The organism is Glycomyces buryatensis, assembly GCF_004912275.1.
GTDB lineage: Bacteria > Actinomycetota > Actinomycetes > Mycobacteriales > Micromonosporaceae > Glycomyces > Glycomyces buryatensis.
Map to the genome: position 1 here is coordinate 19,563 of NZ_STGY01000045.1, position 19,793 is coordinate 39,355.

Annotated in this window: 20 protein-coding genes and 1 tRNA gene; 13 read left to right on the forward strand and 8 right to left on the reverse strand. The window is 66.5% G+C overall.

The features are described from left to right. Positions 1–41 precede the first annotated feature (41 nt). The 11 genes from FAB82_RS11905 (at position 42) to FAB82_RS11955 (ending at position 8,853) form a co-directional block, all read left to right on the forward strand. The gene (locus FAB82_RS11905; RefSeq protein ID WP_136534767.1) at positions 42–581 is read left to right on the forward strand and encodes a TetR/AcrR family transcriptional regulator; all 540 of its coding nucleotides are present in this window, start codon (positions 42–44) and stop codon (positions 579–581) included. A gap of 74 nt (positions 582–655) precedes the next feature. Next, on the forward strand, positions 656–1,210 hold the full coding sequence (locus tag FAB82_RS11910; protein WP_246039595.1) for an NUDIX domain-containing protein: 555 nt from the start codon (positions 656–658) through the stop codon (positions 1,208–1,210). A 177-nt stretch (positions 1,211–1,387) separates the two neighbouring features. Further along, positions 1,388–2,509, forward strand: coding sequence for an alanine dehydrogenase (gene ald, locus FAB82_RS11915; RefSeq protein ID WP_136534768.1), 1,122 nt, complete (start codon positions 1,388–1,390; stop codon positions 2,507–2,509). Between the two features lie 184 nt (positions 2,510–2,693). Continuing rightward, entirely contained in the window at positions 2,694–3,617 is a 924-nt protein-coding gene (locus FAB82_RS11920) for a ParA family protein (protein WP_136534769.1), read from the forward strand. A gap of 88 nt (positions 3,618–3,705) precedes the next feature. Further along, positions 3,706–4,572, forward strand: a complete 867-nt coding sequence (locus FAB82_RS11925) for a segregation and condensation protein A (RefSeq protein WP_136534770.1) — start codon at positions 3,706–3,708, stop codon at positions 4,570–4,572. Then, the gene (scpB, locus tag FAB82_RS11930; RefSeq protein ID WP_211116547.1) at positions 4,565–5,311 is read left to right on the forward strand and encodes an SMC-Scp complex subunit ScpB; all 747 of its coding nucleotides are present in this window, start codon (positions 4,565–4,567) and stop codon (positions 5,309–5,311) included. The genes FAB82_RS11925 and scpB overlap by 8 nt, the downstream gene beginning before the upstream one ends. After that, positions 5,295–6,035 carry a pseudouridine synthase gene (locus FAB82_RS11935; protein WP_211116548.1) on the forward strand — a complete coding sequence of 247 codons (741 nt, stop codon included), beginning with the start codon at positions 5,295–5,297 and terminating at the stop codon, positions 6,033–6,035. The genes scpB and FAB82_RS11935 overlap by 17 nt, the downstream gene beginning before the upstream one ends. Before the next feature lie 71 nt (positions 6,036–6,106). Continuing rightward, on the forward strand, positions 6,107–6,532 hold the full coding sequence (locus FAB82_RS11940) for a YccF domain-containing protein (protein ID WP_136534772.1): 426 nt from the start codon (positions 6,107–6,109) through the stop codon (positions 6,530–6,532). Positions 6,533–6,638: 106 nt separating this feature from the next. Then, positions 6,639–7,319, forward strand: a complete 681-nt coding sequence (cmk, locus tag FAB82_RS11945) for a (d)CMP kinase (protein WP_136534773.1) — start codon at positions 6,639–6,641, stop codon at positions 7,317–7,319. Then, a complete protein-coding gene (gene der, locus FAB82_RS11950) occupies positions 7,312–8,682 on the forward strand; it encodes a ribosome biogenesis GTPase Der (RefSeq protein WP_136534774.1) in 1,371 nt (456 codons plus the stop codon). The genes cmk and der overlap by 8 nt, the downstream gene beginning before the upstream one ends. Positions 8,683–8,779: 97 nt before the next feature. Then, positions 8,780–8,853: transfer RNA gene (locus tag FAB82_RS11955), tRNA-Pro, on the forward strand. On the opposite strand, the gene FAB82_RS11960 is transcribed toward FAB82_RS11955, so the two are convergent. Both FAB82_RS11960 and FAB82_RS11965 read right to left on the reverse strand, forming a co-directional pair. Continuing rightward, complete coding sequence (locus FAB82_RS11960; RefSeq protein ID WP_136534775.1) at positions 8,819–10,480, reverse strand: recombinase family protein; 1,662 nt, start codon at positions 10,478–10,480, stop codon at positions 8,819–8,821. The two genes, FAB82_RS11955 and FAB82_RS11960, sit on opposite strands and share 35 nt — an antisense overlap. Before the next feature lie 934 nt (positions 10,481–11,414). Beyond that, positions 11,415–11,984 carry a hypothetical protein gene (locus tag FAB82_RS11965; RefSeq protein ID WP_136534776.1) on the reverse strand — a complete coding sequence of 190 codons (570 nt, stop codon included), beginning with the start codon at positions 11,982–11,984 and terminating at the stop codon, positions 11,415–11,417. Positions 11,985–12,011: 27 nt separating this feature from the next. On the opposite strand from FAB82_RS11965, the gene FAB82_RS11970 reads away from it, so the two are divergent. Continuing rightward, positions 12,012–12,458, forward strand: coding sequence for a hypothetical protein (locus FAB82_RS11970; RefSeq protein WP_136534777.1), 447 nt, complete (start codon positions 12,012–12,014; stop codon positions 12,456–12,458). On the opposite strand, the gene FAB82_RS11975 is transcribed toward FAB82_RS11970, so the two are convergent. The 3 genes from FAB82_RS11975 to FAB82_RS11985 all read right to left on the reverse strand — a co-directional run bounded on the left by FAB82_RS11975 (position 12,455) and on the right by FAB82_RS11985 (position 13,814). Beyond that, a complete protein-coding gene (locus FAB82_RS11975; protein ID WP_136534778.1) occupies positions 12,455–13,054 on the reverse strand; it encodes a hypothetical protein in 600 nt (199 codons plus the stop codon). The genes FAB82_RS11970 and FAB82_RS11975 overlap by 4 nt on opposite strands. 131 nt (positions 13,055–13,185) lie before the next feature. Then, complete coding sequence (locus tag FAB82_RS11980; protein ID WP_136534779.1) at positions 13,186–13,473, reverse strand: hypothetical protein; 288 nt, start codon at positions 13,471–13,473, stop codon at positions 13,186–13,188. Next, positions 13,470–13,814: a hypothetical protein gene (locus FAB82_RS11985; RefSeq protein ID WP_136534780.1), complete on the reverse strand. Its 345-nt coding sequence runs from the start codon at positions 13,812–13,814 to the stop codon at positions 13,470–13,472. The genes FAB82_RS11980 and FAB82_RS11985 overlap by 4 nt, the downstream gene beginning before the upstream one ends. A gap of 300 nt (positions 13,815–14,114) precedes the next feature. Here FAB82_RS11985 and FAB82_RS11990 point away from each other — a divergent pair, with 300 nt between their 5' ends. Next, the gene (locus FAB82_RS11990; RefSeq protein ID WP_168801562.1) at positions 14,115–15,377 is read left to right on the forward strand and encodes a helix-turn-helix domain-containing protein; all 1,263 of its coding nucleotides are present in this window, start codon (positions 14,115–14,117) and stop codon (positions 15,375–15,377) included. Here FAB82_RS11990 and FAB82_RS11995 read toward each other — a convergent pair. The 3 genes from FAB82_RS11995 to FAB82_RS12005 all read right to left on the reverse strand — a co-directional run bounded on the left by FAB82_RS11995 (position 15,369) and on the right by FAB82_RS12005 (position 19,254). Beyond that, complete coding sequence (locus FAB82_RS11995; protein ID WP_136534782.1) at positions 15,369–16,091, reverse strand: Type 1 glutamine amidotransferase-like domain-containing protein; 723 nt, start codon at positions 16,089–16,091, stop codon at positions 15,369–15,371. The two genes, FAB82_RS11990 and FAB82_RS11995, sit on opposite strands and share 9 nt — an antisense overlap. Positions 16,092–16,422: 331 nt before the next feature. After that, positions 16,423–18,861 carry an NACHT domain-containing protein gene (locus tag FAB82_RS12000; protein WP_136534783.1) on the reverse strand — a complete coding sequence of 813 codons (2,439 nt, stop codon included), beginning with the start codon at positions 18,859–18,861 and terminating at the stop codon, positions 16,423–16,425. 12 nt (positions 18,862–18,873) lie between these two features. Further along, a complete protein-coding gene (locus FAB82_RS12005; RefSeq protein WP_136534784.1) occupies positions 18,874–19,254 on the reverse strand; it encodes a hypothetical protein in 381 nt (126 codons plus the stop codon). Positions 19,255–19,793: the final 539 nt, after the last annotated feature.

The window sequence follows — 19,793 nt, forward strand, 5'->3', positions numbered from 1 at the left end:
TGTGTACCGTCCAGACGGTATAGTAGCAACGGGGAGGTTCCATGGGCCAGGACGAGATAACCACTCGTGATCGAATTCTCAACGCTCTGCAGCGACTCTTGGTGGAAAAGGGCAGCTCAGGAGTGACGTTGGAGGCTGTCGCGGCCGAGGCCGGGGTGTCGAAGGGCGGGCTGCTCTACCACTTCAAGTCGAAGGCCGACCTCTACAACGGCCTCGCCCGCCGCTACCGGTTGGTCGAGGAGGAGCACATCGCCGAGGCCCGCCGGACCGGCGCGATCGAGGCGTTCCTGCGAGTCTCAACGGTCGAATCGGACGAGTCCGCCGCCGGACTCTGGGCCCTGTTCACCGCCCTGCGCGGCACCGACGAGCTCTCGGCGGAGGCCCGCGACGACCTGCTGTTCATCTTCGAGGGCTGGAAGGCCGCCCTCCACGCCGAGATCGCCGACCCCGTCACCGCCGAGATCGTACGGCTAGTCGGCGACGGACTGTTCCTCTCGGCCGTCTCCGGCGTCCCGGTGCCCAGCCCCGAAACCGTCGACCGGATCCTGAAACGCCTCAAGGACCTCGCCGAGCACCGATGACGCGCCCGTGAACAGTCCGGGACGAAACCCGCACCAGCTCGCCACCGCGCCCCCGCGGGGCTAGTGTGGTTCGCGTGCATGAATATCGAGTTCTGGACACCGAGCAGATCCACCACGGCTGGTGCTACGACCTGAAGGCCGAGACCATCGCCATGCCCGGCGGTGAGACCGCGCGTCGCGAATTCCTCGACCACTGCGGAGCCGTCGTCGCCGTCCCCCTCGACGAGCACGGCCGCGTCGGGCTCATCCGCCAATACCGCGTCCCCACCAAACAGGTCCTGTGGGAGTTCCCCGCCGGACTGCGCGACCTCCCCGGCGAGGACCCCGCCGTGTGCGCCGCCCGCGAACTGGCCGAGGAGGTCGACCTGCGCGCCACCGACATGCGCAAACTCGGCGAGTTCTACACCACCCCCGGCATCTCCGACGAACTCATCCACTACTTCCTCGCCACCGGCCTCAGCGACATTCCCGAGACCGAGCGGCACGAGCGCACCGACGAGGAGACCCACATCGAACTCGTCTGGTGGGACCTCGACAAGGCCATGGCCGCCGTCGCGGACGGAGAGATTCGCAACGGCGTCTGCGCACTCGCCTTGAGCCTCACCCGAATCCACGTCGAAACGAACTAGTCTCACGGCGCGGTCCCACCCGATGTGAGACGCGGTTACGATCACGGCGAAGGCGCCGACCCGCCCACGGGTGACTCACAAGGAATTCCGTGGAAAGGGTCCCGGCGCGTCATAGACTGCCTGCACGGGACCCGACCGGACCCGAACAGGCACAACGTTTCGGAAGGACCCCGTACCGTGAAAGTCGCCGTTCCCCGCGAAATCAAGAACAATGAATACCGCGTCGCCCTCACTCCCGCCGGAGTCCACGAACTCGTAGCCGCCGGCCACAGCGTCTTCATCGAAACCGGCGCCGGACTCGGCTCGGCCATCACCGACGACGACTTCACCGCCGCCGGGGCGCAGATCCGCCCCGACGCCGACACCACCTGGGCCGCAGGCGATCTCGTCCTCAAGGTCAAAGAGCCGATCCACGCCGAACACCACCGCATGCGGCCCGGCCAGACCCTCTTCACCTACCTCCACCTCGCCGCCAGCGCCGAATGCACCGACGCGCTCCTGGAGCAACACGTCACCGGCATCGCCTACGAGACCGTCCAAGGACCCGGCGGGCGCCTCCCCCTCCTCGCCCCGATGAGCGAAGTCGCCGGACGCCTCGCCGTCCAGGCCGGCGCCTACCACCTCCAGCGCCCCGAAGGCGGACGCGGCACCCTCATGGGCGGCGTCCCCGGCACGCCCCCGGCCCGCGTCGTCATCATCGGCGCCGGCGTCTCCGGCATGAACGCCGCCGCGATCGCCGTCGGCATGCGCGCCGACGTCGAACTGCTCGACCTCAACACCGAGAAGCTCCACTCCGCCGACGACCTCTACCAAGGCCGGCTGCGCACCATCGTCTCCAACCGCTTCGAGGTCAAGCGCGCCTGCCGCGAGGCCGACCTCGTCGTCGGCGCCGTCCTCGTCCCGGGTGCCAAGGCCCCCACCGTGGTCGACGACGAAGTCCTTGCCGACATGAAGCCCGGCGCGGTCCTCGTCGACATCGCCATCGACCAGGGCGGCTGCTTCGCGCACTCCAGGCCCACCACCCACGACGACCCCACCTTCGCCCACGACGGCAAGGTCTTCTACTGCGTCGCCAACATGCCCGGCGCCGTCCCGAACACCTCCACCTACGCGCTGACCAACGCCACCCTCCCTTATGTCATGAAGCTCGCCAACCTCGGCTGGGCCGACGCCCTCCGCGCCGACCCGATGCTCGCGGCCGGACTGAACACCTACGGCGGCAGCGTCACCAACGAGCCCGTGGCGATCACGCACGACCTTCCCTTGAAGCCGATCGCGCAGGTGCTCACCGAGGCCTGACGCGCTCCGCGACTCCTCGCGTCCCGGCACCCGGCGGCCGGGACAGCGGGCGATCTCACCTCGGGGACCTCGGAGTCTCCCAAGCCGTCGACAGCCTCGATACACTGACGTACAGTCGCTTAGACAGGCAATCGGTGAGACGCCCGGCACCCGGTGTCGACCTCGCACCCGGAGGCGCGAAGAAATGAGCAGTGTGGACAGCAATGACAAGTGGGCGGCCCTGCGCTCCGCGCAAGTGCCTCCCGCTGACGGCGACAACGACCTGACCTCTCCCGACCCGGAGAGCTATACGGGCAAGCGCGACATCCCCCAGCCGCAGCCGCTGGAGCGCCACGGACCCGCCCGCGTCATCGCCATGGCCAACCAGAAGGGCGGGGTGGGCAAGACCACCACGACCATCAACCTCGGTGCGGCGCTGGCGGAGTACGGCCGCAAGGTCCTCCTGGTCGACTTCGACCCCCAGGGCGCTCTGTCGGTCGGCTTCGGCATCAACCCCCACACGCTGGACCTGAGCGTCTACAACCTCCTGATGCAAGAGGACGTCGACATCGACGACGTCATGATGAAGACGAACGTGGCGGGCCTGCGCCTCCTGCCGGCGAACATCGATCTGTCGGCCGCGGAGATCCAGCTGGTCAACGAGGTCGCCCGCGAGCAGACCCTGGCGCGGGTGCTGCGCCCGGTGATCCCCGACTTCGACTTCGTGCTCATCGACTGCCAGCCTTCCTTGGGGCTGTTGACGATCAACGCTCTGACCGCGGCGCACTCGGTGCTCGTCCCGCTTGAATGCGAGTTCTTCTCTCTGCGCGGGGTGGCGCTGCTGCTCGACACCGTCGACAAGGTCCGCGAGCGCCTCAACTACGACCTGGAGCTGGACGGGATCCTCGCGACGATGTACGACTCGCGCACCACCCACTCCCGGCAGGTGCTCCAGCGGGTCTCTGAGGCCTTCGGGGACAAGGTGTTCTCGACCGTCATCGCCCGCACCGTGCGCTTCCCCGAGACGACCGTCGCCGGCGAGCCGATCACCACGTGGGCCCCGGCGTCCTCGGGTGCCCGCGCCTACCGTCAGCTGGCTCGGGAACTCATTGCCACGGTCGAGAAGTGAACGCCCGGATCGGTTCACGTACCGCCGGTGACCTGGAAACCCCGAGTTCACCCTTGGGGTACTGAACCGTCCGTCTAAGCTTGCGAGCGTGACCGACCAGCAGCAGCCCCATCTACCCGTGCAGCGGGAGGGCGAGACGGAGGAGACCGAGACCGGTTTCCACGTCCGGCTGGAGAACTTCGAGGGCCCGTTCGACCTGCTGCTCCAGTTGATCGGCAAGCACAAGCTCGACGTCACCGAGGTCGCCCTCCACCAGGTCGCCTCCGAGTTCATCGCCTACATCACCAAGCTCGAAGAGGCCTGGAACCTGGAGGAGACCTCCGAGTTCTTGCTCATCGCCGCGACCCTGCTCGACCTCAAGACCGCCCGGCTGCTGCCGAACACCGTGGTGGACGACGAGGAGGACCTGGCCCTGCTGGAGGCCCGCGACCTCCTGTTCGCCCGGCTCCTCCAGTACAAGGCCTACAAAGAGGCCGCCGGTCACCTCGCCGGCCTCGCCGAGACCGCCTCGACCCGCGTCGCCCGCCAGGCCGGGCTCGAAGAGCGCTTCAAGGGCCTGCTCCCCGAACTGGTTCTCGACCTCACCCCCGAGGATCTGGCCGCATTGGCGGGCAAGGCGATGAAGCCCCGGCCGCGGGAGACCGTCGGCACCGACCACGTCCACATGCAGCGCGTCTCGGTCCGCGAGCACGCCGTCATCCTCACGCGTCGGCTCCAGCGGGTCCAGACCGCCACGTTCCGGGCCCTGGTCTCCGACTGCGAGACCCACCTTGAGGTGGTCGCCCGGTTCCTGGCGCTGCTGGAGCTCTACCGGGAGGCCCTGGTCGGCTTCGAGCAAATGCAGGCGCTCGGCGAGCTGACCGTGCGCTGGCTCGGCGGCTCCGTGAACGCCGAGATCAATGTCGACGAGTACGCCGGCAGTCCGCAAGCGGGGGAGGAAGACCCAGATGAGTGAAGAGCCGACGCCCGAGGAGATCGAGGCCTGGCGGCCGAAGCTCGCCACCGACACCGCCGAGCGCGCGGACGTGCCGGCGGACGAACCGGTGGGCGACCACGACGAGTACGCCCAGGCGCTGATCCCGGCCCAGCCGGTTCCCGAAGTGGAGCCCGAGCCCGAGCCGGCGAACACGCCGGTCCCGGTGCCCGAGGACGTCGATCTGGGCGCGGTTCTCGAGGCGATTCTCATGATCGCGGAGGAGCCACTGACCGAGGAATTCCTGTCCTCGGTATTGGAGCGGCCACGTTCACAGGTCCGCGAGACGCTCGGTCGGCTCAGTGCCGAATACACTGGTGACGGACGCGGGTTCGACCTGCGTCGCCAAGCCGGCGGTTGGCGGTTCTACACCCGGGCCGACTACGCCCGCTATGTCGAACGGTTCGTGACCGACGGCGCTTCGGCCCGCCTCACCAAGGCGGCCCTGGAGACGCTCGCCGTCGTCGCCTACCGGCAGCCGGTCACCAGGGGTCGCATCTCGGCGATCCGGGGGGTCAACTGCGATGGGGTCATCCGCACGCTGCTGGCGCGCGGGCTGGTAGAGGAGTGCGGCTCCGACCCCGATTCGACGGCGACGCTGTACCGCACCACCACCCTGTTCTTGGAGAAGATCGGCCTGGACTCGGTAGACCAGCTACCGGAGCTGGCCCCGTTCCTGCCGGACGACGTGACGGATATCGAGGATGATGAACAAAGCTGACGACGAGGGCGTGCGCCTGCAGAAGGTGCTGTCCCAGGCCGGGATCGCCTCCCGCCGAGCCGCCGAGGACCTGATCGCCAGGGGCAAGGTGAAGGTCAATGGCGAACCCGCCCGGCTCGGCCAGCGGGTCGACACCGCCAAGGACATCATTCATGTCTCTGGCAAGCGCGTGATCACCGACGTCGACAAGGTCTACTACGCGATCAACAAGCCGCGCGGCATCATCTCGACCATGGAGGACGACGAGGGGCGCCCGTCCCTGGCCGAGATCGCCAAGGGCATCGACGAGCGGGTCTTCCACGTCGGGCGGCTCGACACCGACTCCGAGGGCCTGCTGCTGCTGACCAACGACGGGGAGCTGGCCAACCGGATCATGCACCCCTCGCACGGCCTGCCCAAGGTCTACCGGGCGCAGGTCGCCGGGGTGCTCGACAAGCCCACCTGGAACCGCCTGCTCAAGGGCATCGATCTGGAGGACGGCCCGGCCAAGGCCGACAAGCTCAAGATCATCGACGAGCACGCCGGCCAGTCCTTGATCGAGATCACGATTCACGAGGGACGCAAGCACATTGTGAGGCGCCTCATGGACGCGTCCGGTCACCGGGTCTCGCGTCTGGTCCGGACCGAGATCGGCCCGGTCCAGCTGCGGAACCTCAAGCCCGGCACGCTGCGGCGGCTCACGCCCGACGAGGTCGGCCTGCTCTACCGCGAGGTAGGACTGTAGTGCCTGCCCCAGAGGAAAGGCGCTAGCCAGCTGTACCGACGGGAACGGTATGGGCTGGTTAGGCTTTCGTTGTGAATACGATTCTGAACGTCATCTGGTTCGTGCTGGCCGGACTGTGGCTGGCGATCGGCTACTTCCTCACCGGCCTCCTGTTCTGCATCTTCATCGTCACGATCCCGTTCGGTATCGCCAATATGCGCCTGGCCGGGTACGTGCTGTGGCCGTTCGGAAGGACGGTCGTGCGCGACCCGGCCTCCGGCTGCTTCTCGCTGCTGGGCAATGTCCTGTGGCTGGTCCTGTTCGGCTGGGAGCTGGCGCTCGCGCACCTGGTCACCGGGTTCCTGCAGGCGATCACGATCATCGGCATCCCGCTGGCGGTCGCGAACTGGAAGATGATCCCGCTGGCGCTGTGGCCGATGGGTGCGAGGGTGGTCGATCGGCCCTTAGGGCCTGTCCTGTGGGTCGGTGCAGTCACGATCCTCGATACCGAGCGGTAGTGTCGGCGCACGACATGCCACTCTGGTGTGCTAACCACACCTCACCCTCCGCAGCCAGGCATGATGTAGGTTTGCGGGGTTTGCAGTTCAAGAACGGAGCGAGAAAGTGCCCGAGCACAAAAAGAGCGCACCGGTCGTCGCGATCGACGGCCCGTCGGGAGCGGGTAAGTCGACCGTCTCGAAGACCCTCGCGACCGCGATCGAAGCCGCTTACCTCGACACGGGCTCGATGTACCGCGCCGCGACCCTCGCGGTCATCAAGGCCGGCGTCGACCCCTCGCAGACCGCGCAGGTCACCAAGACCGTCAAGAACGCGAAGCTCGAATTCGGGACCACCCCCGAGGACCCCTTCACCCGCCTCGACGGCGAGGACGCCGGCCTGGCCATCCGCGGTGACGACGTCACCAAGGCCGTCTCGGCCGTGGCAGGCAACAAGACCGTCCGCAAGTTCCTCATCGAGGAGCAGCGGCGCCTCATCGCCGAGGCGAAGAACGGCATCGTGGTCGAAGGCCGCGACATCGTCGAGGTCGTCGCCCCCGACGCCGACGTCAAGGTCTACCTCACCGCCGACCCGGCCGTGCGCGCCGGCCGCCGCGCCTCCGAGTTCGGGGCCGACACCAAGGCCACGGCGAAGGACATCCAGCGCCGCGACACGGCCGACTCCAAGACCACCAAGCCCCTGGAGGTCCCCGCCGGGGCCACCGTCATCGACTCCACGGACCTACCGATCGTGGAGGTAGTGGCCAAGATTCTGGCCTTGCTGAACAACAGGGACATCAATGACTGACGAAGCGACCTGGGACGAGCTCGAAACGAACGAGCGCGGACCGGTCCCGACGGTGGCCGTCGTCGGCCGCCCCAATGTGGGCAAGTCGACGCTGGTCAACCGCATCCTCGGCCGCCGCGCCGCCGTCGTCCAGGACGAGCCGGGCGTCACGCGCGACCGGGTCGCCTATGACGCCGAATGGGCCGGCCGGGACTTCAGCCTGGTCGACACCGGCGGCTGGGACCCGGACGCCGAGGGCATGGCCAAGGCGATCGCCGCCCAGGCCGAACTGGCCATCAAGACCGCCGACGTGGTGGTGTTCGTGGTGGACTCGCGCGTGGGCGCGACCGACGCCGACGAGGCCGCCGCACGCATTCTGCACCGCGCCAAGAAGCGGGTCATCCTGGTGGCCAACAAGGTCGACTCCGAGCGGATGAACTCCGACGTGGCCGACCTGTGGAGCCTGGGTCTGGGCGAGCCCTACCCGATCTCGGCCCTGCACGGGCGCGGCTCGGGCGACCTGCTCGACCAGATCGTATGGGCCTTCCCCGAGAAGCCGACCGGCCAGCTCAAGGAGCGCGGCCCCCGCCGGGTCGCCCTGGTCGGCAAGCCCAACGTGGGCAAGTCGAGCCTGCTCAACCGGATCGCCGGCGAAGACCGCGCCGTGGTCGACAATGTCGCCGGCACGACCGTCGACCCGGTCGACTCCCTGGTGGAGATCGACGGCGACGACTGGGTCCTGGTCGACACCGCCGGACTGCGCAAGCGCGTCAAGTTCGCCTCCGGCACCGAGTACTACGCGTCCCTGCGGACCGAGCACGCAGTCGAGGCCGCGGAGGTCGTCGTCGTCCTCCTGGACGCCTCGCAGCCCGTCGCCGAGCAGGACCAGCGGGTCCTGACCCAGGCGGTCGAGTCCGGTCGTGCCCTGGTCCTCGCCTTCAACAAGTGGGACCTGGTCGACGAGGACCGGCGCTACTACCTGGAGAAGGAGATCGACCGGGAACTGGCCCAGGTCGCCTGGGCGCCCCGGGTCAACGTCTCGGCCCTCACTGGCCGCGCCGTCGCCAAGCTCGCCCCCGCCCTGCGCGAAGCGCTCGGCGGCTGGGGCCAGCGCATCTCCACCGGCGAGCTCAACCAGTGGATCAGCACCCTCCAGGCGGCCACACCGCACCCGGTCCGCGCGAACAAGGCCCCCAAGGTCCTCTTCGCCACCCAGGCCGACACCGAACCGCCGCGATTCATCCTGTTCACGAACGCCAAGTTCGACAAGCAGTACCTCAAGTTCATCCAGCGTCGCCTCCGAGAGGACTTCGGTTTCCCGGGCACGCCAATCGAACTCGTGGTCAAACCACGTGAGTCTCGCAAGAAGGACAAGCACAAATAACCACCGGCGGGTCCTGCCTCACAGCGGGCACCTCGCCTCAGAGACACCCGAAGCAATACGCTAAAGTTGTCTCCGCCGCCAACAAAGCGGCGAAAAACGGGCTGTGGCGCAGCTTGGTAGCGCACTTGACTGGGGGTCAAGGGGTCGCAGGTTCAAGTCCTGTCAGCCCGACTGTAGGTGCCTCATTTGAAGGTGGGGCACCTTGAGAGCCGCGACGAGAGTCGCGGCTCTTTTGCTTGCCGCTGGGGCGTTGCGCGGAGAGCTGGTCGCAGTAGTGCCGGATCGGTTCATGGGCGCTGGCGAGGTCGGCGTGGCTGATCAGCGGCGTATCGGGTTCGTCGGCATCGACGTAGAGCTTGTCGAAGCACAGGTCGTTGAAGGCTTGGCGGTGGTCGTCGGGCAGGGTTCGGTAGAGCGCTCGCGGGTTCGCCAGGAGGTCGGCGAGTGCGTTGATCCGCTGCGCGGCCTGGGCGTAGTCGGCGGTGTCGGCTTCGGCCAGACGCTGGTTGATGCGGTCGCGTTCGAGGTTGACCTCCTGCACCTTCCGTGTGAGCTTCTCGGCGGGCCAGTCGGGGTTGCCGACGAGTTCGAGGTAGGCGTCTTCGCGGTGTTCGAGGCGGGTCAGTTCGGCGCGGAGTCGCTGGCGCAGGGCCTTGGTGGTCGACTGCTGGGCGGCGATGGCCTCGGTCAGGTGCTCGCGTACGGCGGTGCGTTCGGCCTCGCTGATGGTGATGGTCGCGTAGTGGGCTTCTACGGCGTGCTCGACGGTGGTGAGTGGGAATCGAGGCAGGTCGCAGTGGCCGCCTTGGCGTCGGGCGCAGCGGAAGTAGAAGTGGGGTTTGCCGTCTCGGCTGCGGGCCGGTTCGAAGATCAGGTGGGAGCCGCAGCGGGCGCACCACAGCAGCCCTTTGAGGTAGTGCCGCCAGACCCGTTCGCGGGTGCCGCGACGGCGGCGGGCGAGGACGTCCTGGACCTGCGCGAAGAGCTCGGGGTCGACCAGGGGTTCGTGGCGGCCGGGGTGTTCTTGGCCGCCCCAGATGACGTAGCCGAGGTAATAGCGGTCGCGCAGGATCTTCTCCAGCTGGCTCGGTGAGACCTCGGTCCCGGCCGGGTGAGCTTTGGTCGGGCGGTTGCGAAGACCGGCCGCGGTGAGGGCGTCGCGAAGCGACCGGATGCTGTGCTTGCCGGTCGCGAACAGCTCGAACGCGGTGTGGATGAACGGGGCGCGTTTCGGGTCGACGGCGATGGTGGCGACGCTGCGGTCGTCGATGGTCTCGTGGACGTTTCGGTATCCGAGTTTGGCCCGACCGGGTGTGCCGCCGCGTGCGGCCTTGCCCGCCATCTTGCGTTTGATGTCGTTGCCTTGGGCGCGGGACTGGTAGGCGTTGATGCTGTCGAGGACCGAGGCGACGAGCTGGCCTTCGGCGGTGTCGTCGGTGTAGTCGTTGGCGGAGATCAGGCGGACGCCGTGGTCGGAGAGTTCGCGGCCGGTGATCGCGGCGTCCCACTCGTTGCGGAAGATCCGGTTGCGGCGGTAGATGATGACCGCGTCGACATCGCCGATCTCGGCAACCCGTTTGAGCAGGGCTTGGAAGACCGGGCGCTTGGTGATTGAGGTGCCGCTGTTGCCCGGTTCAAGATACTCATCGACGATCTCGTATCCGTAGCGTTCGGCGGCGGTGCGGCAGTCTTCGCGCTGGGTCTGGATGGAGTTGCCGTCCGGGTCGTAGTCGGTCTCCAGCTGCTTTTTGGTGGAGACGCGGTAGTAGGTGAGGGCGCGGAGGCGCTGGCCGGTCATTGGTCACTCCTTGCTGTTTGCTGGCAGGTCGGCTGGTGCTGAGTTGGGTGGGGCTCAGGCGGGTCGGACTCCGACCGCGCTGCGAGGTCGGCCAGCAGCCGAGCGAGCGCGGCGGTGTCGAGCCGTTCTCGGCGGGCTCCGGTGATCTTGACGCGGCGGCTCGTCAACGACGCCACCGCCCGAGTCCGTCCGATATGGATGTTTCAGGGATCGCTGCCGCGAACGTATCCCCGGTCCAGGGGAGGATCAACCAGCCGGCATGAGATCGACCGCGCCCACTGCTGGTTGAAGACGCCGGGGAGGGAGGCCGCGTGCCAGGGTGAGGGAATCCGGAAGGTTTACAGGGCTCGTGTCGGCCGTGATCGGACCGAGTGTTCGATGGCAGTGCCATGGTGCTGGCGGCTGCGCCGTGTGCTTCCTGTCTTCAACCACTGTAACGCTTCTCGAACGGAGAGTCGAGTGCTCGTGACCGAGGGTCGTGGCCGTGAGGTGGGCTCGTCTGTTCAGCGGCCTGACCTGCATTGTGACCGGTTGTGAACGCTTGTGACCGCTTGGAGTGCGGTTTGTGCTGACGTAAGGCGAGTCGGTTGGGGCGACCCTGTCGAAACGAGGGCCCATCGCTCATGAGAGTCAAAGCAGCGCAGGCGAAAGCGAAGGTCAAAGGGATTTGCGCGCCGACAATGTGATGATCGTATGGCGTTTGACCTGGCAGGCAAGGGTTCTCGAAGATGCGTCGTTATAGGTGTTCTGGGAGTATGATTTCGGGTTCGTGAGCAAGGGCGGAATCAGCCTCTGAACTGGGTGGATACTCTGTGAACGTCGCCGCGTTGACATGGATGCGGTGCGGGGGCCGGTCGTTGGACCCCGCCGTAAGTCACAGGCGCGGACCCGATGAGAGTCCACTCTCGACCCCGAAGGTCGTGGCGGAGGTCGGTCAGCCGTTGGCCTCGGCTCGGACCTTGACCAGCAGGGCGCGGAGGCGCTCTGCCATGTCGCCCTCGCCCCCCTGAGCAGCCAGCTCAGTGAAGCGGTCGAAGTAGCCGAGGATGCCGGTGAAGGCTGTGCGGGCCGACCAGAACTCGGAGGGGGAGTCCGCAGTCCGGCTGCGACGGAGCATCGAGGAGATGGCGACGATCTTGTCGGCGCACGCGGCCTGGAGTGTCGCGCTGTCGTCCTCTGCGACTTCGGGTTCGGTGTCTGCGCCCATCGTGTCGTGCAGGTGCTGCAAGGCGCGGACGATCCGGTTGGTCTCCGGGCTGAACTGGATGGTGAGGAATGCGTCGAGGTCGAGCGTCGGCGGCGCGAACTCGGGGCTGTCGTGCATCAGTACGGCGGCGGTGATGTCGGGCTCGGTTTCGGGATGGTAGCGGCCGAGCACGACTGCCACGGCCACGGCGTGGCGGAGCGCGGGAGCCGCGTCGATCTCGTGTCCGGCGCACCAGTTCCGTGCGCAGGTGAGCGCGTCCTCGATGAGCGGGTGACGGGGCGGTGCCAGAATGGTCATGGCGGAAGATCCTTCCTGGGAGGGCGAATGCGGTCGAGACGTTGGTCCGAAGGCGAGGTGTGCGCTGTGTGCCCGGCGCTGACCTGCGAGGCCGGTGCGTTCGACGTGATCGACCGGCCTGGCCCTGAATCGCAGTTCGACCCGAGTCGCGACTGCCGGGTCAATATCGCCACTGGGGCTCCGACCTGCGTGCATCCGTACCGGGTTGGCCTGCCAGTCGGCCTCTACGCCAGCGAGGGCGCGGCGTTGCCAGAGTCGGGCAGACCAGCACCGGTCCCGTCACAGGCGGCCCTAGTGATGCCGGTCTTGGAGACCGATCTGGAGGCGTGGCTGGTCGCGGTGATCGCCACCGCGCCAGAACGGGCGACCGCCCAGGCCATCAGACAGGCCGAGGCAGCCGCCCGCGAGCACTTCCCCAGTGCCGTCGTGGTCGACGCGCTCAGAGTCGTGCTCTCCCACCACCTCGCGGGTTAGACGCTCGCGTACTCCTCACGGGCCTCGAAGGTGAAGCCGTGCGAGCGCCCCTGCGGACCGATCCCGATGCGCGCGTAGGCGGCATCGAGGATCTGGTGGCGTCGGCGCGTTTCAGCCGCGCCGATCCAGTACCGCTCGGGCGGCGTGCCCCACCCCGCCGCCTCGTAGCAGTCCTGGGTGTAGTCGTCCCGTTCCCAGACGAACTCCTCCTGGTCGGTCATGTGCACGACCGCGATGCCCCGCCGCTCGGCGAGCCGGTTGAGGAGGTTCGTCTGGGCGAGGATGGCATGGACCATCTCGTCGACCGGGGCGGCGACGTCGAGCTCGGCGGCGGCTTCGTCGCCGCCGGTCGCTTCCCAGACGGCGGCCTTGAGCGCCAAGACCTTCAAGCCCTCCTCGAAGAGCGGGGCCTTGTCGGTGTCGTGGTTCCACTCGGCGATGATCGGGTAACCGGTGAAGGTCGCCCAGCAGTCGGCGTAGAGCTGGGAGGAGGCGACCAGGCGGTCGAACTCGATGTCGTCCTTGATCTCGGTGAGCAGCTCGTCGGCGCGAGCGCCGATCCGGGCCGCCTCGGGGCGGTTGACGGTTGCGGACATGATGGATTCCCTTTCACAATTCAGGCTTGGCGGTCATGGTCGTCGCATCGGCGACGTTCGGTATCTCGGGCTCCTCTCAGATAGGCGGTCCGGTGGACCCGGCGACCGGAACGACCGGTCGCCGGACGGGTTTAGGTACTTCGTGTGCGGAGCGGTCCGTGCTCGATGAGCAGGTGCTGCACGCGGGCGATGACCTCCACCCGCAGCGCGGAGCTCCACATCCGCTGCCAGGTCTCGCCCCATGCGACCGCCGCGATCCTGCCGTCGCGGTGGTCGATGCGGGCGACCTCTGTTTCCTCGTCCGGCCAGAGCTTGGAGCGGTAGCGGACGGTGGCGGTCCGGTCAGTGAGTTCGACCGTGTAGTCCGCAGTGGAATCCTGGTCGCTGGAGACCTTGATCGGAGCGATGGTCGCGGTCATGGCCGTGCCTCGGCGTGCCACGCCGCGATGAGCGCGGCGATCTGGTGACGCTGCTGGGTCTTCCAGAATTCGGTCTGGTCCTGATGTGCGTCGTCCCATTCAACCGAGCGGAGGACCCCGCCAGCATGGCGAGCGCGGCCGATCTTGACCGGGCCGTCGGTGCGGTTGTGCCAGATAGTGGCGAACTCCGAACCGCGACGGCCGGTCAGGCTGAGAGAGCCTCCACTGGCGGTCGTCCAGTCACCCAGGTGCTCCGGTTTGGCACGTTTCTGAACGGGGACTGCGGGTTCGACGTGGGCTTGCCGCCCGAAGTCGCGAATCGTAGAGTAGTGGTCAGTCACCAGGATCTCCTTTCACAGTTCTGGTGAACGGCGACCCGCCGACAGGTCAGCTTGTTCGGCGGGTCGCCGCTTGCCTGGCTGTTCGCAGCACCGTTCTTCCGGCCACTACCGAGTCCAGCCAGCCGACCCGGCAGCACGTCTGTTCGCAGTGGACAATGAGGCTGGTTGACGCCCTTGCGGCGATAGCCGAAACTGGTAATGTCGCCCAGCTCTCATCTACAGACAGTGTTGACTCGGATGCCGAATCCGTCGATGCTCCGGGCGGCACCTGTGAAATCCTGTGAAATCCGGAGGCCGCCCGTGAACAGCTACAACGGCATCGGCGGCCTGCTGCGCCACCTACGTCGCGGCTCGGGCATGACGCTCGCGGCCGTCGCCTCCCGCGTGGGCTGCGCCGTCTCCCAGATATCGCAGGTGGAGACCGGAACCCGTTCGCTCAAACCGTGGTTGGCCGAGTCGCTCGACGTGGTCTACGGCACCGCCGGAATGATCAGCGCTCTTGCCGCTGAGGCGGAGATCGGCTCGGTCGAGGAGGTAGTGGCGGTCCGCATCCCCGGCGAGAACACGACGTTGATGCTGTCGCGCCGACAGTTCCTAACTGCCATCGGTCTCGGTGCGGCTGGGGCCCTTCCGGGTTTGAAGGAGGCCGTCGGTCGGCTCACGCCGACAGCGGAGCTGGTCGATGAACTGCGTGATTCATTCGCGCAGTTGCGCAACGCGGCCCGGCTCACCGCCCCGACCCATGTCATCCCCGCGCTTATGGGCCAGGTGGCGATCATCGACGCCGTCCGCCACTCGTCGACTGGTGAGGTCAGGGTCAACCTCGATCGGCTTCAGGCGCGACTGGCCGAGACCCTGTCGTGGATGTGCGAGGAAGCCGGTGACGGCAGCGCCGCGCTGTTCTGGATCGACCGGACTAGCGAATGGGCGGCGCGATCGGCGTGGACCGCGATGTCGCACTACACGTCCATTCGTCGTTCCATGCTCGCCCTCAGCACAGCCGGGTTCGCTCCAGCGGCGATCGACCACGCCCGGCCGGTGCTCGCCTCCACCGGTGCGCCGCATCGGCTGAAAGCACTTGCAGCCAAACAGGTTGCCTTTGGCAATGCTCTGCTGGGACTTCCCGACGCGACTCAGTACGCTCTCGACCTCACTGCCAGACACCTTGAGGCGTCGGATGGGAGCGACCAGAATTCCACGGTCGGACAGACCAGCCTGCCCACCGACGATCTACTCCTCATGTTCCGTGCCACGTGCGACGTCTACCTTGGTGGCGGACCGCTCACCATTGCCGAGTTCGAGCCCCGGTTGCACGCCATCAGCGCCGCCAGCGCCCGCAGCGGGGCGATCAACACGGCGAAGCTGGCGCGCGCCTATGCGAGCGCCGGAGACGTCGACCGGGCGTGCCGACTCGCCGCCGACGTCCTCGACGGCGGTGGCGCTACCGAGTCGCGGTCGACTCGGGTCGAACTGGTCCGGGCACTCACCCTCATTCGGACACGTTGGCCCGGCAGGGAAGAGACCGCTGAACTCAGCCGGAAGCTAGAATCCGTCTCAGGATAGTGGGCGCGGCTCGATCCGCTTCTCGACAACTTGCCCCGCATCGTTCCGGGCCAGGTGATAGCCGTAGGCGTCCTTGCGGTCGGCGACGACCTCGGCCAGCTCCGTGCCCCGGTAGACGAGGGCCGCTCCCGCGTCGGTCGCGTACCCGTCATCGAGCGCACCCTCGGCGATGAGCCGCTTGTGGGCCTTCTTGCGGTGGCTGTAGTGAACCGCGTTCGAATACGGCAGGAACCCGATCCCCTCGGCGGCTTGGATCTTCGGTCCAAAGCTGTCGGTCGATCCGCCCGTATGCCAGCACAGCGAGCCGGCGGACTCCCCGCCGAGGACCACACCTGCCTGCCAGCAGTCCTTGAGCACTTCGGGAAGCCGGTGCGACTTCCATATCGCCACCAGGTTCACCAAGGAGCCACGGTCGACCCAGATCATGTCCTGCGCAAGCAGATGGGCCGCAACGTCTTCGACATTCGGCATCTCGAACAGTGTCAGGTGGGAGCATTCGACCCCTGAACCGGCGAAGGCGCCGTAGAACCCGGCGATCCTCCGCTCCGGGTCGCCACCAGCGGTGGCGATGAAACACACCCGTGGGTGCTCGGACGCCTCAGCGAGGTCGAACGCCACGCGGAACACCTTGCCTGGCCGCCAGTCGACCGCGTTGCGGCCGGTCCGGTCGAACCCCATGGACCCGGCGACGATCGTGGGAGTGCGCGCAACCATGGTGTCAGTGTAGTTTGCAGGCAAGGCAGGTTCGGGAAGGTTCCGTCACCTTTACTTTGCACGGCCCGCGGAAGTGCGAACGGTGGGTTTCGGCAGCTCATTCTGGTGGTCTAGCGATCATCGCACCCTGCACTGACACAAGCGAAGGCGTGGGGGCGAACCGGGTGAGAGACCGCTGTGGCAGACCCGGCGAGGCTCTGACCGTGGCCGAACCTAGAAGTGAGCTATTGTTCGCCGCAGTACTTGTCCACCCGCGACAATGCAACGATCCAAGGTGGCAGCACCAAAGAGGCGACTCCCGTTTGCACTCGGATCTTCCCGCGGGGAGCGCTCACCGAAGCTGAGGCGACCCACCGGTGCCGAGCCCAAGGCTCTTCAAATCATCAGAGAGCCACCCTGCCGCCAAACTGGACGCAGGTCGGCCGTTAGACATGTCATCTGCGCCTGTGTCAACCCATCCAAGACTGCCGATTGATTCGCGGCTTTGCCCAGCGAGCCAGGAGCGAATGTTCTCGCGAATGGCTGTCTGGCGCTCCCAGAATGTTGATTGCTCCCGACTGGTCTGGGCGATCACCGCTCGTCTAGAAACTGACCAGACTGCCTCGGGTCCAGGCGGTGCAAACTGGCGTATCAATGCCATTGGCACCTGCATTGCGGTCAGAAGCGGTACATTGCCGAGCCGGTCAGGTCCATCGAACTGCACTTCCAGGACGACGCCGAACGGCGCAAGTGCTGAACTTGGCATGGACCACCCGAGCCGGGCGAACGAGTGAGCTAGCGCCTCGTCATAGGCCTCGCACGCGCGCCCGTACACCTCGACCTCGAACTCCATGAGCCGCTGGGGGGAATAGCGGTCCCAGACCCACCCGCCCCCCGGGTGCGACACGTCCGCCTCCGGAAGATGCGACACCACCTGTCCGGGCGCTGTCGAGTCGATCCATGAGACAAGATCATCGAGCTCCGCGCCGGAGAATATTGCTGAGCCATTTCGTGAGATCCCGGCATCCCGGTTCTGTCCGATCGCGTTGAACAGTTCTGTTGCCCGATTTCTAATCTCATCGGCGGACAGGTCGCCGTGAAATCCGGACCCACGGCCGAGGACGCGCCGGGCAAGGTCAAAGCGACGTTCCTGTACCCAGACCCCGTCCGGAGTACCCAAGAACGGGTCGCGGGACAGTTTTTCATCCATCGCACTTGCGATACTTTTCTGCACCATGGTCCAGGGCCAGGCGTGACCTTCCGGTGCTTCACCACTGATCCACGGACGCCAATCCGGCACTGGGCTTGGAACCAGCGGGTGTACACCGAGAGGGACTTGGGTCACGTAGTCGGCTGCTGGACGAGAGGTCGAGAACGCTATGTCGATGCGATGGCCAGATACAGTGACGCCCAACCCGACCGGGCCCCGGACTACCAGCGATGGGAGAACGCCTCCGGCGAGCGGGCCCAGGCCCTCCGTCCAGGTGCGCAGGGCTTGGAGGAGGCGGGTGCCGCTGGTCTGGGCGTCGAGATTCTCGTCGTCTTCGGTACGCCAGTCTCTGTGTCCGTTGAACGCCTCGTTGATGATCCAGGCCGCCGCTCCCGGGTTCCCGGCAACCCAGGTCCCCAGCAGGTCGTCCACCGCATCTTCGGTCCGTGCGCTCAACGCGGCCACTGCCGCGGCCCATCGCCAACGATTGAACCGGCGAGTGTCGGCCACGACCTCCGCAGCAGACACGTCGCCGGTGAGAATCGTCTGCGCCGCAAACCAGTGTTGGAAGATTGGCAGAGCGAACCGGACCGAGTCATCGGGGCCGTCGGCCACCAGCCGACTCGAACGAGCGATCTGGCGGTCGCTGAACAGCAAGTCGTCCTTGCCCGTTCTGGTAAGCACCACAGCAAGTTTCTGGAGGACCGGGAGAATCTCACTTGAGGTTACCGCTGACCTCTCGGTGCCCTTTCTGAGAGCATTTTCGACCAGGTCTCGTATGAGATCTGCTTCTCCACGGGGAGCGCCGTCCTGACGGAGCATGACTCCCGCCCCGAGGGCGAAGAACGGCCTGGTCACTGTGGCCCGCATGTCCGTCGTCCAGCGCCACGTACTGTACGGCCTGCCGCTAACAGACTCGACGAGCTTCAGTGCCGCATCCTCGCTGAGGAGCGTCGCGGATATCCCCTCTGTTGGCATGGCGGACAGAATGCCTGGACGAGCAGTCAGCAAGACCCGAATATTCGTATATGTCTTGGAGAGGATGCGAGCGGCATCCAGTAGGGCCTGCGCCTTGGCGGGGTCGTTCGTCTCGTCGAGACCGTCCACCGTGATAGACGCGCCTTGTCCATGGCGCCAGGTGGGCCCGAGCTGCTGTTCGACGGCGCCTTCGAGCGTTCGGCCGAGTAGGTCTTGGGCGTTCAACCAAACCGGGAGCGGCGCACGCTCGTCTGCGATGAGATTTTCGATCTCGGCACGATGCCATGTTTCGGCGATCTCGGACTTGCCAGACCCAAAATCGCCGAGCAGGACCTTTACTCTGCCGCTTGGGATATCCGGGATTTTGATTTGACCGAGATATGGCGCCAGGACAGCCTCATCAACCTCGAACGCTTGCAGGCGAACCTCTCGGCGAGCTCTGGACCCCTGGTGGAGAACCGTCGCGAGGTCGTGGCGATTAGCGAACCGCGCCTTCGGATGGGCGGACGCGTAGACGTTGATCTGGAGGTTGTTGTCGCCGATTTGTACGCCCTTGGCCCCACTGGCGTCGACTTCGCGGCCAGGACGGTCGTTTTCCGCCATCGGCGCTACCTGTCAGTTGAACGTGTTGGTCTGGCTGCTGTGGTCGCCGATCACGACCCCTTTAGCGCCGCGATTGTCCACCACGTACTTCCCGGCCGGTGCTTCCAACTGAGTCAACAGTTCGCGAGCCTGTTCAAGGATCATCTGGTCAGTGTCGGCACCGGACTCGGCCAGCGCCGGCGCGAGCGCCGCGCGCAGGGACTCCGGTTGGGTGTGGTCGGCCTCGACCACCGCAACCGCCGCAGCCCGGTCGCCGAGCCTGTCCTTGACCAATCGCTTCAAGCCTTGATAGGTATCGGTAACCATGGAGGCGACCGTGTCCTTGGCGCCCAGCCCGGCCCCGGCGACGGCGCCCGCCGCCAGAGCCGCGATGATCAACTCCACACCGGTCATACCTTGCACCCTTCGCGCGACGAAAACTGCTCACCACGGTAGCAGTGGAGCATGGCCCATCGAGTACAAGCTGAACCTGGCCGAGCCGACACCGTCTCAGTGCCTTCATCACCGCCATCACTGCGGCGATCCGCTTGAGCATCCTGGCAATCGGTCCGGGAGCGTCAGCGAATCTAGAGTTGTGGGGCAATCGTTCCGCAATCACGAGCTATATGGATCAAGCGCTTTACGCTGCGGATGCTGATTCCATACTCGGTGGCGAGTTCCTTCTGTTTGACACCGGAGTCGAAGGCGTGCACCAGGTCCCGACGTTCGTCAGGCGAGAGGCGCTGATTGAGCGGTCTCGGCCGTCGCCGCTCAACGTGCTCGAACCCTCGTTCCATCGAATCCACAACCCGACAGGAGGGGCCCGAAACGGCGTCGCGGCCGAGCGAGGGGACGGAGAGCCTTTCGAGCAGGTGCGCTACCTGCGTCGGTGTGTTCAAATAAGCGAGTATTAGCCCGACGTGTGATGTCTCAGGACATCGGAAACAGGTCGA